Raw genomic sequence first — 14,801 nt, forward strand, 5'->3', positions numbered from 1 at the left:
GGTGATCGAACGTCTTGGCGGATGTCGGGTGCGCCGCTATCCTGCGGCCATGGAGACGCATGACCCCGCCCTGATCCTGCACGGCTATTGGCGTTCGGGCACGAGCTACCGCACCCGGATAGCGCTCAATGCCAAGGGGCTGCGCTACGATCAGGTCAGCCACGATCTGCGCACGGGCGAACAGCGCGCGCCCGACTATCTGGCGCTCAACCCGCAGGGGCTGGTGCCGGCGCTGGAGGTGGAAGGCCATGTCCTGACGCAATCCAGCGCGATCATCGAATGGCTGGACGAACGCTATCCCGACCCGCCCTTGCTGCCCGATACTGCGATCGACCGGGCGGTCGTGCGCGCCATGGCGATGCTGGTCGCCTGCGACATCCATCCGCTCAACAATGTCCGCGTGCTCAATCGCCTGCGCGACGCACTGGGCGCTTCGCCGGATGCGGTGAAAAGCTGGATCGCTCATTGGATCAGCCAGGGTTTCGACGCGCTCGAAACGCTGGTGGCCCGGCATGGCGGCCGCTTCTGCTTCGGCGACAGGCTGACGTTGGCCGACTGTCATATCGTGCCGCAACTTTATTCGGCGGAGCGGTTTGGCGTCGATCTTGGGGCTTACCCGCATCTGGTCGAGACGGTCGGGCGTGTCCGTCTGGAGCCGCCCGTTGCCGCCGCGCATCCCGACGGGCAGGCGGACGCGGGTTAATCCTTCGCGGGGTTCGCCGCGATGCTGATCGGCGCGAACAGGGGATTGGTGCGCAAGTTCGCCAGCGCCGCGGCCAGATCGGCCTGGCGAAACGGCTTGCCAAGGCGCGGCAGCCCCGCCGCCAGCCCGACCGCATCGGAATAGCCCGACACGATCAGCACCGGCAGCGTCGGGTTGATGAGCGCCACCTCCTGCGCCAGTTCCACCCCGGTCATGTTGGGCATGATATGGTCGGTGACGACGATGTCGACATGCCCCGCCAGTCGCAACTGGTCGATCGCCTCCGTGCCCGATCGGGCCTCCAATACCTTGAACCCTAGGTCCGCCAGCATGTCTGCCGTGCTGGCCCGCACCACATCCTCGTCATCGACCAGCAGGGCGGTGCCGCTGAAGCCCTCATGAGCCGACGCGCGGTCGGGCGAGGCGACGGCATGGCGTTCGCTCACCGGCAGCCATAGCGACACGGCGGTCCCCTGTCCGGGCTCGCTTTCTATCTTGAGGCCGCCGCCCAGTTGGAGCGCCAGCCCATGCGCCATGGAGAGGCCAAGCCCCGTGCCACGGCCGACGCCCTTGGTGGAGAAGAAAGGCTCGATCGCGCGTCGCCGCGTTTCAGCATCCATGCCAGTCCCCGTATCGGCGACCTTCACCACCACATATCGACCCGGCTTCATGCCGTCGGCCTGCTTCTTCTTCTGTTCGGCGAGGCGGGCGGACAGGATGAATTCACCCCCCACCGGCATGGCGTCGCGCGCATTCACGGCCAGGTTGAGCAACGCCATTTCTACCTGGTGCGCGTCCGCCAGCGCCGACGGCAGGTCTGCCGCCAGATCGAGCCGGACCTGAATCTGCGGCCCCAACGTCGTGCCGACCAGTTCCGCCATGCCCAGGATCAGCGCGGCCAGATCGACCGGCTCGGGCTTCAACGGCTGCCGCCGGGCAAAGGCCAGCAGGCGCTGCACCAGCGTCCTGGCCCGGTCCGCCGAATCCAGCGCCCCACTGATGAGGCGCTGTTCCCGTTCGCCACCGACCTGTCGCCGGTGCAGCAGGTCCAGGCTGCCGATGATCGGGGTCAGCAGATTGTTGAAGTCATGCGCAACGCCACCGGTCAACTGGCCCATCGCCTCCAGCTTCTGCGACTGACGCAGGGCATCCTGTGTCCGCACCAACTCCCGCGTCCGTTCCTCGACCAGATGTTCCAGCGTCGCGGCCGATGTTCGTAACGCATCTTCCATCCGCTTGCGTTCGGTCACGTCGATCGAAATGCCCGCCAGCCCGGTAATAGTCCCATCCGCCAGCCGTGCCGGCTGGGCCTGCACGGCGATCCAGCGCATATCGCCATCGGGCGTCAGCACCCGATATTCGATATCGTAATTGCCGCCCTTGTTCAGGCTGTCGCGGATCGCCCCGTTCACCCGGTCGCGATCGTCCGGATGGATGGAGGCCTGAAGATCGGCATAGCTGAACGGCTGGTCCGGATCGCGCCCGAAATTGCGGCGACACAGGTCCGACGCATCCAGTTCGCCGGTCGCGATGTCATAGGTCCATGCCCCCATGCGCCCTGCCGTCAGGATCAGGGACCGCTGGCGTCCGCTCTCTTCCATTTCATGAATCAAGCGGGCATTTTCGACCGCGATGGCGGACAGCCGTGCCAGCCCTTCCAGCCGGTCGATCGTCGCCTGGTCATGCTCGCCCACATTCGACCAATAGGCGCCCAATGCCGCGACGGGGGCGGGCCGGCCGATTGGTGCCATCACCAGACTGCGTACGAAGGTCGGGCGATAGGCATCCTGCGGCACGCGATCGTCGCACAGGATGTCGGGGATCACGACCGTTTCTCCATGGTGCATGGCCCATCCCGAAACGCAGGTGTCGGCCGGAAAACGCGACCCGGCCCACAGTGGGCCGATCGCATCCTCGGCGACATAATGGCACAGGTCGCCATCCTTGAGCACGACCGCTATGCCCTCCGCGCCGATCGCCGACCGCGCCGTCTGGCGCAGCACCTCGACAACTTCTGCCATGGATCGGGCCGAAGCGAGCCGCTCGCTTGCTTCGATCAGGAAGGATTGCGCGCTGGATACATCCCGGTCCATCGATGATGATGCATCTACCATATGCGCTCCTGTCCATCACCCTGGCCGCAATGCGTCGGCGATGGCGATCTTCGAACCATTATAACGCTGCAGCGATAACGGATCTTAAACGCCGGGCCGCTTCCCCGCGCAATAGGTAAACTATATTGATGCAGATCAGGATTGCGTCATCGGTATAGGACAGTTGTTGCACTGGCAGCGAAACAACCTCTAGTCGGGGGCCCGACACCTGTATAGGCGATGGGCCATGGCAACGATAAAAACCGCTTTCGGCTCGCTCTCCCTGACGCGCGGCTCCTTCTGGTCGGCCCTCGGGCTTCTGATTGGCCTCGCCTTCTTCGCGGTCAGCGGCACGATCGCCTATCGCAACATCCAGACGCTGCGCGAAAGCGACGTGGCGGTGCGCCATACCCATGCCGTCCTGATCGCGCTCGACGAACTGCTCTCGACCGCGCAGGATGCCGAAACCGGGCAGCGCGGCTATCTGCTGACCGGTAGCCAGACCTATCTGGAGCCCTATAACAGCGCCGTCGCGGCTCTGGCCGCGCGGATGCAGACCGTCGCCACGCTGACGCAGGACAATCCCGCGCAACAGGCCAATGTCACGGTTCTCAAGCGTCATGTCGACGCCAAGCTGGGGGAATTGCGCGAAACCGTCGAACTGCGCCGAACCCGCGGCGTCGCCGCCGCGCTGGAGATCGTGACGACCGATCGCGGCAAGATTGAGATGGACGCGATCCGGACCCAGCTGAACACGATGGCGCAGGAAGAACTGCGCCTGCGGACGATCCGGCTGGAGGATATGGCGGTCGCGTCGCAGACGGCGATCACCAGCGGCATCGTGACCAGCCTGATCGGCATGGGCCTGACCATCACCATCTTCTTCCTGATGCGCATCGCCAATCGTGCGCGCGTCCGCCAGCAATGGTTGCAGGCCGGTCAGCTTGGTCTTGCCACGGCCATGCGGGGCGAAAAGTCGATCGAGGAACTGGGGGAGGCGATCCTGCTCTTCCTGTCCCGCTATCTGGGCTTTCAGGGCGGCGCCCTGTTCAAGGGGGAAGGGGGGCGCTTCCATCGGGCCGCCACGCTCGGTGTCCCGTCGGATGCAGAGCTGCCCACCGGCTTCCTGGTCAAGGAGGGGCTGCTGGGTCAGGTCGCGGCGGAAGGGCAGTCGCTCATCCTGCGGGACGTGCCCGATGGCTATCTGACGATCGGATCGGCGCTGGGCCGCGACCGGCCCCGCCATCTAGTCATCGTGCCAGCCAAGGCGGATGAGGTGGTCAACGCCGTCATGGAACTGGGCTTCTTCCAGCCGGTCGACGCCACCACCATGGCGTTGCTGGAACAGGCGGCCCCCGCGATCGGCATCGCCCTGCGCTCCGCTCGCTTCCGTGCCCGCCTTCAGGATGCGCTGGAGGAAACCCAGCGCCAGTCGGGCGAGTTGCAGGCGCAAAGCGAGGAATTGCGCGTCTCCAACGAGGAACTGGAAGAACAGGGCCGCGCGCTCAAGGAATCGCAGTTGCGCCTCGAACAGCAGCAGGTCGAACTGGAGCAGACCAACAGCCAGCTGGAGGAACAGGCGCAGACGCTGGAAAACCAGCGCGGCGAACTGGAGCGTGGCGCCGCCAATCTGGTGGTCAAGGCGCGCGAGCTGGAACAGGCCAGCCAGTATAAGTCCGACTTCCTCGCCAACATGTCGCACGAACTGCGCACGCCGCTCAATTCGCTGCTGATCCTGTCGAAGCTGCTGGGCGACAATGGCGAAGGCAATCTGACCCCCGACCAGATCAAGTTCGCGCGGACCATCGAATCCTCGGGCAACGATCTGCTGACGCTCATCAACGATATTCTCGACCTGTCGAAGATCGAGGCCGGCCATATCCAGATCCAGCCGGAAACCGTTCCGCTGCAACGGCTGGCCGGCGACATCCGCCAGCTGTTCCAGCCCGTCGCCGAAAGTCGTGGGCTCGCGTTCGAGATCGACATCGCGTCAGATTGCCCCCGCGCGATCGAGACGGACCGGGTGCGGATCGAACAGATCCTCAAGAACCTCCTGTCCAACGCCTTCAAATTCACCGAGCAGGGCAAGGTCAGCCTGACCCTGTCCCCGGCCGAAAATGGCCGGCTTTCGCTGTCGGTCCGCGACACCGGCATCGGCATGTCGCCCGAACAGCAGGGCCATATCTTCGAGGCTTTTCATCAGGCCGACGGCACGATCAGCCGTCGCTATGGGGGCACCGGTCTTGGCCTGTCCATCTCGCGCCAGCTCGCCCGCCTGCTGGGCGGCAGCATCGCGCTGGAAAGCGAGCCGGGCAAGGGCAGCATGTTCACGCTCACCATCCCGCTGGCCTATGAAGGCGCCGCCGTCGCCCCGCGTGAAGCACCGCAGCCTGCCCGTGTCGAGTCGACGCCGGTGGCGCCCGTCGCCGCCCCGGCCCCGGCGCGGGGCAAACCTGCGCCGGAATGGATCATGGACGATGATCGCGCCACGATCGCCGAAGGCCGGCGCCTGCTGCTGGTGATCGAGGATGACGAGGTGTTCGCCTCCATCGTCCGCGACCTGTCGCGCGACCTCGGCTTCCAGTGCATCATCGCCGGCACGGCGGAAGAAGCGGTGCGCCTCGCCCGCGAATATATGCCTAGCGCCGTGGTGCTCGACCTTGGCCTGCCCGACCAGTCGGGCCTCACCGTCCTCGATCGTCTGAAGCATGACGATGCGACCCGGCACATTCCCATCCATGTCGTGTCCGCATCCGACCATAGCCAGGCGGCGCTGTCGCTGGGCGCGGTCGGCTATCTGGTGAAACCGGTGAAGCGGGAACAACTGGCGGAGGTGCTCAGGGGCTTGCAGGACAAGCTGGAAACACGGGTGCGCCGCGTCCTCATCGTGGAGGATGATCCGGTGCAGCGCGATGCCGTGGGCAAGCTACTGCTGACCGACGATGTCGAAACGGTCGGCGTCGGCAGTGCGGCGGAATGTCTGGAGCAACTGCGCCAGCAGACCTTCGACTGCATGGTGCTCGACCTGACGCTGCCCGACACCTCCGGCTTCGCCCTGCTGGAAACGCTGAGCGCCGAGGGCGATCATGGCTTCCCGCCGGTGATCGTCTATACCGGACATGACCTGTCCCCGGATGACGACCAGCGCCTGCGCCGCTATTCCAGCTCGATCATCATCAAGGGCGCCAAGTCGCCGGAACGATTGCTGGACGAAGTATCGCTCTTCCTGCACCAGGTCGTGTCCGAACTGCCGCCCGAACAGCGCAAGATGATCCAGAAGGCCCGCAACCGCGACGCCGCGCTGGAGGGGCGCCGCATCCTCATCGTCGAAGACGATGTGCGCAACGTCTACTCGCTCACCAGCGTGCTCGAACCGCGCGGCGCGGCGGTGCAGATCGCCCGCAACGGGCAGGAAGCGCTCGATGCGCTCGCGGCGGCGGGCGATGATCCGGCCAAGGCGATCGACCTCGTCCTCATGGACGTGATGATGCCAGTGATGGACGGGCTGACCGCCACGCGGACGATCCGGAACGACACGCGCTGGTCTGCGTTACCGATCCTCATGCTGACGGCCAAGGCGATGCCCGACGACCAGCAACGCTGTCTGGAGGCGGGGGCGAACGACTATATGGCCAAACCGATCGATGTCGACAAACTGCTCTCGCTGGTGCGCGTATGGATGCCGCGCTAGTGCAGGATCATGTGGAGGATATCGAAATCCAGCTGCTGCTGGAGGCGCTTTACCAGCGCTATCATTATGATTTCCGCCACTATGCCCGCGCCTCGATCAAGCGCCGCCTGCTCCAGGCGCGCAGCCAGCTGGGCTATGCCAGCTTTTCGGCCATGCAGGACCATGTGCTGCACGATCCTGCGACGCTGCCGCGCCTGCTCAACTATCTGACCGTGCAGGTCAGCGAGATGTTTCGCGATCCCGGCTATTTCCGTGCACTGCGGGAAAAGGTGATCCCGCATCTGCGGACCTACCCCTCGCTCAAGGTTTGGGTCGCGGGGTGCAGCCATGGCGAGGAACTCTACTCGCTCTCCATCCTCTTTCGGGAGGAAGGGCTGGACCAGCGGACGCTCTTCTACGCGACGGATATCAACCCGGATGCGCTCAGGGCGGCGGAAACCGGCGTCTACCCGCTCGACCAGTTGCGCAAATTCACTGAAAATCACCAGAAATCGGGCGCGCGTTCGTCCCTGTCCGACTATTATACCGCCGATTATGGCCGCGCCGTCTTCGACAAGAGCCTGCGGTCGCGGGTGGTCTTTTCCGATCACAGCCTCGTCACCGATGCGGTTTTTGGCGAGATGCACCTGATTTCCTGCCGCAACGTCCTCATCTATTTCGATCGGGATTTGCAGGACCGGGCGCTCGGCCTGTTCCGCGACTCCCTCGCGCGGAAGGGCTTTCTGGGCTTGGGGTCCAAGGAAAGCCTGCGCTTTTCCGCCCATGCCCCGGCCTTTGCCGATTTCGTGCGCGAAGAAAAAATCTACCAAAGGCAGGACGCATGAGCACGGCCCCTGTCCAGGCGATCGCGATCGGCGCGTCGGCAGGCGCAGTGCAGGCGTTGCTGCGCATCCTGCCCGCACTGCCCGCCGATTTTGCGATCCCGCTGCTGATCGTAGTGCATGTGCCGCCCGATCGCGGCAATGCGCTGGTGGCGCTGTTCGCGGCCAAGTGCCGGATCGCCGTGCGCGAAGCGGAGGACAAGGAGCCGATCCTGCCCGGCACCGCCTATTTCGCGCCATCCGACTATCATCTGCTGGTGGAGGCCGACCATAGCCTCGCTTTGTCGACGGACGAGCCGGTCAATCACAGCCGCCCGGCGATCGACGTGCTACTGGAAAGCGCGGCCGATGCCTATGGCCCGGCACTGGCGGGCATCGTCCTGACCGGCGCCAATCATGACGGTGCGGCGGGTCTGAAGGCCGTGGCCGACGCCGGCGGACTCGCCATCGTGCAGGACCCGGCCGATGCGCAGGTGCCCACCATGCCCGAAGCGGCGCTCGCGGCCTGTCCCTCCGCGCGCGTGATGACCCTGGACGACCTCATCCCCTATCTCCTGACACTGGCGGCATAATGACGAGCGATACGCACCCCCTTTATTGCCTGCTGGTCGACGACCTTGAGGAAAATCTGCTGGCGCTTGAGGCGCTGTTGCGCCGCGACGGGCTGGTCTGCCTGAAGGCGCGATCGGGCGAGGAAGCGCTGGAACTGCTGCTGGTCCACGACATCGCCCTGGCACTGCTCGACGTGCAGATGCCCGGCATGGACGGGTTCGAACTGGCCGAATATATGCGCGGCAACGAACGGGCCCGCCATGTCCCGATCATCTTCGTGACTGCCGGCACCACCGACCTGCAACGCCGCTTCCGGGGTTATGAGGCGGGCGCGGTCGATTTCATCCAGAAGCCGATCGAGGCGGATATCCTGCGGTCCAAGGCCGCCGTCTTCTTCGACCTGCATGACCAGCGGCGCCAGATCACGGCGCAACGCGACGAAATGGCAAAGCTCGCCGCGGCCCTGCAAACGGCCGACCGGCGCAAGAATGAATTTCTCGCGATCCTGGGTCATGAACTGCGCAATCCGATCGCGGCGCTGGCGGCCGGGCTGCACCTGCTGGAACGGCGCGAAGGGACCGATGCCGCGCGCGAGATTCGCGGGCGCATGGACCGTCATGTCCAGCATCTGTCCCGCCTGATCGAGGATATTCTCGACATTGCCCGCATCGATCAGGGCAAGATTTCCCTGAAGACGCAGCGCATGTCGCTTCAGGATGCGCTCGGTTTTGCGGTGGAGGCATGCCAGCCGACGATCGAAAATGCCCGGCATAGGCTGGTGCTCGATATTGTCGATGAGCCGCTATGGCTCGACGCCGATTATGCCCGCATCGTTCAGATCGTGGCCAACCTGCTCAACAATGCGGCCAAATATACGCCGCCCGGCGGCGAAGTGCGCCTGACCGCGCGGCTGGTCGATGGCTGGGCGGAAATAGAGGTGGCGGACACCGGTATCGGCATCCCGGCCGATATGCAGGCGCGCATCTTCGACCTCTTCGCCCAGGTCCGCAAGCCGGCGGGCGAAAGCCAGGACGGCCTGGGCATCGGGCTGGCGCTGGTGCGGCAACTGGTGGCGCTGCATGGCGGCGGCCTTTCGCTCAAACGGAGCGTGCCGGGCGAAGGCAGCATCTTCCTCGTCCGCCTGCCGACGGTGGAGGCGCTGGTCGCCTGATCCCTTTTGGCAACAGTCTGCCGCCTCCGCATCCCGGTGGAGTGCTAATGACTTGCAACAGCCTGACGGCTCGTCTAGCGGACCGCGCATCCGCTAGGGGGAAAATATGAAGAGTCGCGCCACCATCCTGCTCAACACGACGATCCTATCCGTCGCCAGCCTCGTCGCCGTCGTCCCGTCGGTTCATGCCGCCGAAGCGGACGAGATCGTCGTCACCGCCGCCCGTTCGGTGCTGCCGGCCAACGCGCTGCCGCTGACCATCGACGTGATCGATCAGGAGGTGCTGAACCAGCAGGTCGCGATCGGCGGTTCGATCGTCGATGCCGTGTCCACGCTCACGCCCTCCTTCTCGCCCACGCGCCAGAAGCTGTCGGGCGCCGGCGAAACGCTGCGTGGCCGATCGCCCCTCTACGCCATCAACGGCATCCCGCAGACCGCGCCGCTGCGCGACGGTGCCCGCGACGGCTTCACCATCGATCCCTTCTTCGTGGACCGGGTCGAACTCATCTATGGCTCCAACGCCTTGCAAGGCATTGGCGGCACCGGCGGCATCGTCAATCAGGTGACGGCCGCCCCACCGAAAAGCGACGGCCTGTCCGGCCGCATGCTGGTGCAGGGCAATGCCGACACCGGCTTCCATGGCGACGGCATCGGCGGCAAGGTGGCGGGCCTGCTCGCCTGGCGCGGCGGGCGCTGGGACGCGATGGTCGGCGCAGCCTATGAAAAGCGTGGCGCCTTCTATGATGGCCATGGCGACCGGGTCGGCACCGACCTGACCCAGGGTGAAACGCAGGACAGCCGCAGCTGGTCGCTGTTCGGCCGCTTCGGCTATGCGCTCAGCGACACCGCGCGCCTCGACCTCACCCTCAGCCGCTTCCAGTTGAAGGGGGAGGGCGACTACATCGCGTCCAACGGCAATTATCTGGTCGACCGGCCGACCACATCCGTGCGTGGCACCCCGCCCGGCGTGCCCGCCACCAGCCGCACCGAAAGCGCGGCGCTGACCCTGACCGATACCGATCTGGCCGGCGGCAACCTTATCGCGCAAATCTTCTTCAACCGTTCGCGCGACACTTATGGTGGCGAAATCGCTCCGATCGCGACCTTCCAGGATGCCGCGCTGGCGCCGATCGGCACCCTGTTCGACCAGTCACAGAACCGCAGCCGCAAATATGGCGGCAAGCTCAGCTATGAACGCGCCATCCCCGGTTTCGAGGCGCTGACCGCGATCGTCGGCGTCGATGCGCTCTATGACCTCACCGAACAGCGGCTGATCGCCACCGGCCGCAGCTGGGTGCCACCGACCGACTATCGCAGCATCGCCCCCTTCGCGCAGGCGAACCTCGCTTTGTTCGACAAGAAGCTGCGCATCGCTGCCGGTGTCCGGCATGAAGATGTGAAGATCGGCATCGACGATTATACTACGCTCGCCAGCTATGGTGGCTTTGCGGTATCGGGCGGCACGCCGCGTTTCAGCGACACGCTGGTCAATGGCGGCGTCATCCTGGAGCCTTGGAGCGGCATCCGCGCCTATGCCAGCTATGCCGAAGGCTATACCGTGCCGGATGTCGGCCGCATCGCCCGCGCCGTGGGTCAGGCCGGGGTCGATATCGATGACTATGTGAACATCGAACCGATCGTGTCCAACAACCGCGAAGTCGGCGTGGAAGTGAAGCGCGGCCCGCTCGACGCCAGCGCCGCCTATTTCTGGTCGACCAGCAAGAATGGATCGCTGCTGGTGCAGACCGCGATCGGCGCGCCGTTCGAAATCCAGCGCCAGCGGGTCGAGATTCAGGGCCTCGAACTCAATCTCAGCGTCAAGGCGCCGCTGCCCGGCCTGACCCTGTCGACCGGCTATGCCCATCTGATCGGTCGCACCGACGGCAATGCGACGGACGGCGTGGACAAGGTCGATCGCGATCTGGACGGCGCCAACATCTCGCCCGATCGCCTGAACGTCGCGGCCAGCTATGTGCACGGCCCGCTGTCGGCGCGCATCCAGACGCAATTCTTCCTGGCCCGCCAGTTCGAACGGGCGCCGGGCAATTACAACCCGCTCTACCGGTTCGACGGTTATGACGTGACCGACCTGTCGCTGCGCTACCAGACCGGCTTCGGCGCGCTGACGCTGGCGGCACAGAATATCTTCGACACTTTCTATATCGACTATTACAGCCAGACCGTCCGTCCCAACGACAATGCCCATTATTTCGCCGGGCGCGGGCGCAACTTCACCCTGTCCTGGGACTATCGCTTCTGATGAAATTGCTCGACAGCCTGCATCGCTGGACCGGTGGCATCGTCGGCCTGCTGCTGGCGATACTGGGCCTGACCGGCGCGCTGCTGGTGCATCGCGACAGCCTGACCTTCGTGTCCCACGCCGGCGACGCGCGGGTCACGGATGTCGCGCAACTGGCGGACACGACGCAGCATCTGATGACCGGCGCCAGGGTGCCGCAGTCGATCACCTATGCCTCCGACGATTTCGGCCTGCTCCGCATCGCCTATAAGGGCGGGAAGGGCGCCTATGCCGATCAGGCGGGAACGCTGATGACCCAGTGGGCCAGCCAGTGGCAGCGGCCCGAACTCTGGCTGTTCGACCTGCACCATCATCTCTTCGCGGGTGAAACGGGCGATACGATCATCGGTCTGGCGGCGCTGTGCGGCCTCTTCTTCGTGGTCAGCGGCATCATCCTGTGGTGGCGCACGCGCAAGACCTACGCCTTCCGCCTCTGGCCCGCGCGCATGAGCCGCCCGGCGATCGTGCGCCATCATCGCGATCTGGGCGTGGTCGTGGCGCCCCTGCTCATCCTGTCGCTGCTGACCGGCGCGGTGCTGATCTTCCGCCCGATGGCCGCGCTGCTGTTCGGCCCAGGCGCCCCGGCGCAGATCGATCGCGCGCTCGCCGCGCCGCCGCCGCGCGTGGCGAAACTGGGCAAGGATCTGGACTGGGCGGCGATGATCCGCACCGCCCATGATCGTTTCCCCGATGCCCGGCTGCGCAGCCTGTCACTGCCTCGCAAGGATAATGGCCTCATCACCATCCGCATGAAGCGGCCGCAGGAATGGCTGCCCAATGGCCGCACGACGCTCTGGTTTGCGGCCGACACCGGTACGCTGGTCGCCGCGCGCGACGCCGCCGGCCTGCCCGGCGCGGTGCAGGGCTATAATATGCTCTATCCGCTCCATGCGGCCAAGGTGGGCGGCCTGGCCTTTCGCCTGCTCATGACCCTGTCGGGCCTGGCGCTGGCGATGCTTGGCAGCTTCACTGTCTGGACTTTCTGGTTCCGCCATCCGCGCAGGGTCGCGCCACGACGCTGAAATGATGCTACAGGGGCGCCATGCTCACCCTGCGTCAGATCGAGATTTTCCGCGCCATCATGATCGCCAAGACGGTCAGCGCCGCCGCGCAGATGCTTGGCACGTCGCAGCCCGGCCTCAGCCGCATGCTCGGCCATATGGAGGACAAGCTGCGTTTTCGCCTGTTCGACCGCACCCGCGGCCGGCTGGTCCCCACCCATGAGGCACGGGTGCTGTTCGACGAGATCGAGCATGTCTACAAGGGCTTCGAAGACCTCAACCATGTCATCAGGCGGCTGGCCAAGGGGGAGGACCGGACCTTCCGCGTCGGCGCCTCGCCCTCGCTCGGCCATTCGGTCGTGCCGCAGATGCTGGCGCGCCTCACCGCCAACTATCCCGGCCTGACGATCCAGTTCGACATTCTCTCGGTCGAACAGGCGGTCGATTATCTGGCGCTCCAGCGTGGCGACTATGCGCTGACCGCCTTTCCGCTCGACCATCCCAACATCCTGTCCAGCCGCATTGGCGCCGGACGCATGGTCTGCGCCGTCCCCTCCAGCCATCCGCTCGCCGACCGGGACCGGATCAGCGTCGCGGATATCGCGGGCGAACAACTGCAATCCTTCCGTCCCGATACGCCCCATGGCCGCATCATCGCCGACATGTTCGCACGGGCCGGGCAGGGACTGGAAGTCGCGACCTATATCCGCTTTGCCGAAACCGCCGTCGCCTTCGTCGCCAACGGCATGGGCGTGGCACTGGTCGACAGTTTCACCGCGATGCAGGCCCATGCCGAAACCGTGCGCTTCCTGGAGTTCGAGGAGCCCGGCGTGCTGCCCGTCTACATGAACCGCAATCTGGAATCGCCCCGCGCCATCATCGGTGAGACGTTCGAGGAGATAGCGCGATCGGTCCTCCTCGCCCTCCCGCGCCCCAAAGCATAACATAAAGGCATGGCAAAGCGCTTTAAGCCGGATGGAAAGCAAGGATCGTTCGCAACATAGCGGTCGAACCCGCAGAATAGAACCAGATACGGCACCGGGTTGGTTGATATGACGGAACCGGCGGTTCCCGAGAGGATGAAAGGCGTTTCTTCGATGGCCAGTTATTCCGCCAGCGGCACCGTGTCCGTCCGGCCCTATGTGACCGTGGACAATGTCCCGGCACAGGCGTCCGACAGTAGCTGGACCGCGCGCCAGATCCTCGTCGTCGCGACCTGCTTCATCCTCAACATGCTGGACGGCATGGATGTGTTGATCCTGTCCTACATCGCGCCCGCGCTGTCGTCCGACTGGCAGGTCAGCCCCGAAAGCCTGGGCGTGGTGTTCAGTGCCGGCCTCGCCGGCATGGCGGCGGGCGGCCTGCTGATCGCGCCGTTGGCGGACCGCTTCGGCCGGCGCAAGCTGATCCTCGCCTCGCTCATCATGATGGCCGTCGCGATGTTCGCGTCGGGGATCGCCACCTCCATCCCCGAACTGATCGCCAGCCGCTTCGTCGTGGGCATCGGCATCGGCACGGTGCTGGCCAGCATGGCCGCGCTCACCGCCGAATATGCGCCGGAAAAGCACCGCACCTTCGCGGTCGGCTTCTTGCAGGCCGGCTATCCCGTCGGTGCCACCATCACCGGCTTCGTCGTCGCCAGCCATGTCACCACCCATGGTTGGCAGGCGATGCTGCTGGGCGCCGCCTTCCTCTGCGCCGCCGCCATCCCGCTGGTGTGGCTGCTGCTGCCGGAATCCATCGCCTTCCTGCTCAGCCGCCAGCCCAAGGGCGCGCTGCAAAAGGCGAACAGGCTGCTCGCCTCGATCGGCCAGCCGCAACTGGACGCACTGCCGCCGCAGCAGGCGAGCGAAACCCGCCATGCCGGCGTGCGCGGCCTGCTGAGCGAAGGCCGCGCGCCCAGCACCATCCTGCTCTGGCTCGCCATCACCTTCAGCTTCATGACGCTCTATTTCGTCATCAGCTGGATTCCCAAGCTGGCGGTCGAAGCCGGCCTGCCGGCCAAGGACGCCATCTATGCCGGCGCCATCTACAATATCGGCGCCTTCATCGGCACATCCTCGATCGGCCTCGTCGCCATGCGTTTCGACCTGCGCCGCCTGATCCTCGTCTATATGGCGCTGGCCGCCGCCGCGCTCACCATCTTCGGATCGGTGGCCATGCCGCTCGCCGCCACGCTTGGCACAGCCTTCCTGATCGGCGTCTTCGTGCAGGGCGGATTCAACGGCTGCTACCCGCTCGCCGCCAGCCTCTATCCACCCGAAGCGCGCGGCACCGGCATCGGCTGGGCCATGGGTGTCGGCCGGATCGGCGCGGTGATCGGCCCGATGTTGGGTGGTTTCCTGCTCGCGGCCAAGGTGTCACTGCCGGTGATCTTCGGCATCTTCGCGGTGCCGGTGGTGCTGGCGGGCCTGTGCGCCTCGCTCATCCGCCTGCCAAAGGCCGCCTGAACCCTCTTCCACCAAGGACA

At 65.4% G+C, this 14,801-nt stretch carries 10 protein-coding genes; 9 read left to right on the top strand and 1 reads right to left on the bottom strand.

Annotated elements, in window-relative coordinates; translation table 11 throughout:
- The first annotated feature begins 49 nt into the window (after window positions 1–49).
- Window positions 50–703 carry a maleylacetoacetate isomerase gene (gene maiA / locus ACNHGR_RS22065; protein ID WP_475289493.1) on the top strand — a complete coding sequence of 218 codons (654 nt, stop codon included), beginning with the start codon at window positions 50–52 and terminating at the stop codon, window positions 701–703.
- On the opposite strand, the gene ACNHGR_RS22070 is transcribed toward maiA, so the two are convergent.
- Window positions 700–2,817 (bottom strand): ATP-binding protein, encoded by a 2,118-nt coding sequence (locus ACNHGR_RS22070; protein ID WP_475288962.1) that lies wholly within the window; start codon window positions 2,815–2,817, stop codon window positions 700–702. The two genes, maiA and ACNHGR_RS22070, sit on opposite strands and share 4 nt — an antisense overlap.
- A 226-nt stretch (window positions 2,818–3,043) precedes the next feature.
- Between ACNHGR_RS22070 and ACNHGR_RS22075 the strand changes: the two genes are divergently transcribed.
- The 8 genes from ACNHGR_RS22075 to ACNHGR_RS22110 all read left to right on the top strand — a co-directional run bounded on the left by ACNHGR_RS22075 (window position 3,044) and on the right by ACNHGR_RS22110 (window position 14,781).
- Window positions 3,044–6,487 carry a response regulator gene (locus ACNHGR_RS22075; protein WP_475288964.1) on the top strand — a complete coding sequence of 1,148 codons (3,444 nt, stop codon included), beginning with the start codon at window positions 3,044–3,046 and terminating at the stop codon, window positions 6,485–6,487.
- The gene (locus tag ACNHGR_RS22080; RefSeq protein WP_184273079.1) at window positions 6,472–7,311 is read left to right on the top strand and encodes a CheR family methyltransferase; all 840 of its coding nucleotides are present in this window, start codon (window positions 6,472–6,474) and stop codon (window positions 7,309–7,311) included. Before ACNHGR_RS22075 ends, ACNHGR_RS22080 begins: the two co-directional genes overlap by 16 nt.
- Window positions 7,308–7,880 carry a chemotaxis protein CheB gene (locus ACNHGR_RS22085; RefSeq protein ID WP_475288966.1) on the top strand — a complete coding sequence of 191 codons (573 nt, stop codon included), beginning with the start codon at window positions 7,308–7,310 and terminating at the stop codon, window positions 7,878–7,880. The genes ACNHGR_RS22080 and ACNHGR_RS22085 overlap by 4 nt, the downstream gene beginning before the upstream one ends.
- Window positions 7,880–9,031, top strand: coding sequence for a hybrid sensor histidine kinase/response regulator (locus ACNHGR_RS22090; RefSeq protein WP_184273085.1), 1,152 nt, complete (start codon window positions 7,880–7,882; stop codon window positions 9,029–9,031). Before ACNHGR_RS22085 ends, ACNHGR_RS22090 begins: the two co-directional genes overlap by 1 nt.
- A 106-nt stretch (window positions 9,032–9,137) precedes the next feature.
- On the top strand, window positions 9,138–11,291 hold the full coding sequence (locus ACNHGR_RS22095) for a TonB-dependent receptor (RefSeq protein ID WP_475288969.1): 2,154 nt from the start codon (window positions 9,138–9,140) through the stop codon (window positions 11,289–11,291).
- Window positions 11,291–12,352 carry a PepSY-associated TM helix domain-containing protein gene (locus tag ACNHGR_RS22100; RefSeq protein WP_475288971.1) on the top strand — a complete coding sequence of 354 codons (1,062 nt, stop codon included), beginning with the start codon at window positions 11,291–11,293 and terminating at the stop codon, window positions 12,350–12,352. The genes ACNHGR_RS22095 and ACNHGR_RS22100 overlap by 1 nt, the downstream gene beginning before the upstream one ends.
- A gap of 20 nt (window positions 12,353–12,372) precedes the next feature.
- A complete protein-coding gene (locus ACNHGR_RS22105; RefSeq protein WP_475288972.1) occupies window positions 12,373–13,275 on the top strand; it encodes a LysR family transcriptional regulator in 903 nt (300 codons plus the stop codon).
- Window positions 13,276–13,428: 153 nt separating this feature from the next.
- A complete protein-coding gene (locus ACNHGR_RS22110; RefSeq protein ID WP_475288974.1) occupies window positions 13,429–14,781 on the top strand; it encodes an MFS transporter in 1,353 nt (450 codons plus the stop codon).
- The last annotated feature ends 20 nt before the right edge of the window (window positions 14,782–14,801 follow it).

The sequence above is a fragment of the Sphingobium sp. RS1 genome (assembly GCF_056156825.1).

Excerpts from the sequence above, each read along its gene's own strand:
- maiA (WP_475289493.1), top strand. The coding sequence starts at position 50 with ATGGAGACGCATGACCCCGCCCTGATCCTGCACGGCTATTGGCGTTCG.
- ACNHGR_RS22070 (WP_475288962.1), bottom strand. The coding sequence starts at position 2,817 with ATGGTAGATGCATCATCATCGATGGACCGGGATGTATCCAGCGCGCAA.
- ACNHGR_RS22075 (WP_475288964.1), top strand. The coding sequence starts at position 3,044 with ATGGCAACGATAAAAACCGCTTTCGGCTCGCTCTCCCTGACGCGCGGC.
- ACNHGR_RS22080 (WP_184273079.1), top strand. The coding sequence starts at position 6,472 with ATGGATGCCGCGCTAGTGCAGGATCATGTGGAGGATATCGAAATCCAG.
- ACNHGR_RS22085 (WP_475288966.1), top strand. The coding sequence starts at position 7,308 with ATGAGCACGGCCCCTGTCCAGGCGATCGCGATCGGCGCGTCGGCAGGC.
- ACNHGR_RS22090 (WP_184273085.1), top strand. The coding sequence starts at position 7,880 with ATGACGAGCGATACGCACCCCCTTTATTGCCTGCTGGTCGACGACCTT.
- ACNHGR_RS22095 (WP_475288969.1), top strand. The coding sequence starts at position 9,138 with ATGAAGAGTCGCGCCACCATCCTGCTCAACACGACGATCCTATCCGTC.
- ACNHGR_RS22100 (WP_475288971.1), top strand. The coding sequence starts at position 11,291 with ATGAAATTGCTCGACAGCCTGCATCGCTGGACCGGTGGCATCGTCGGC.
- ACNHGR_RS22105 (WP_475288972.1), top strand. The coding sequence starts at position 12,373 with ATGCTCACCCTGCGTCAGATCGAGATTTTCCGCGCCATCATGATCGCC.
- ACNHGR_RS22110 (WP_475288974.1), top strand. The coding sequence starts at position 13,429 with ATGGCCAGTTATTCCGCCAGCGGCACCGTGTCCGTCCGGCCCTATGTG.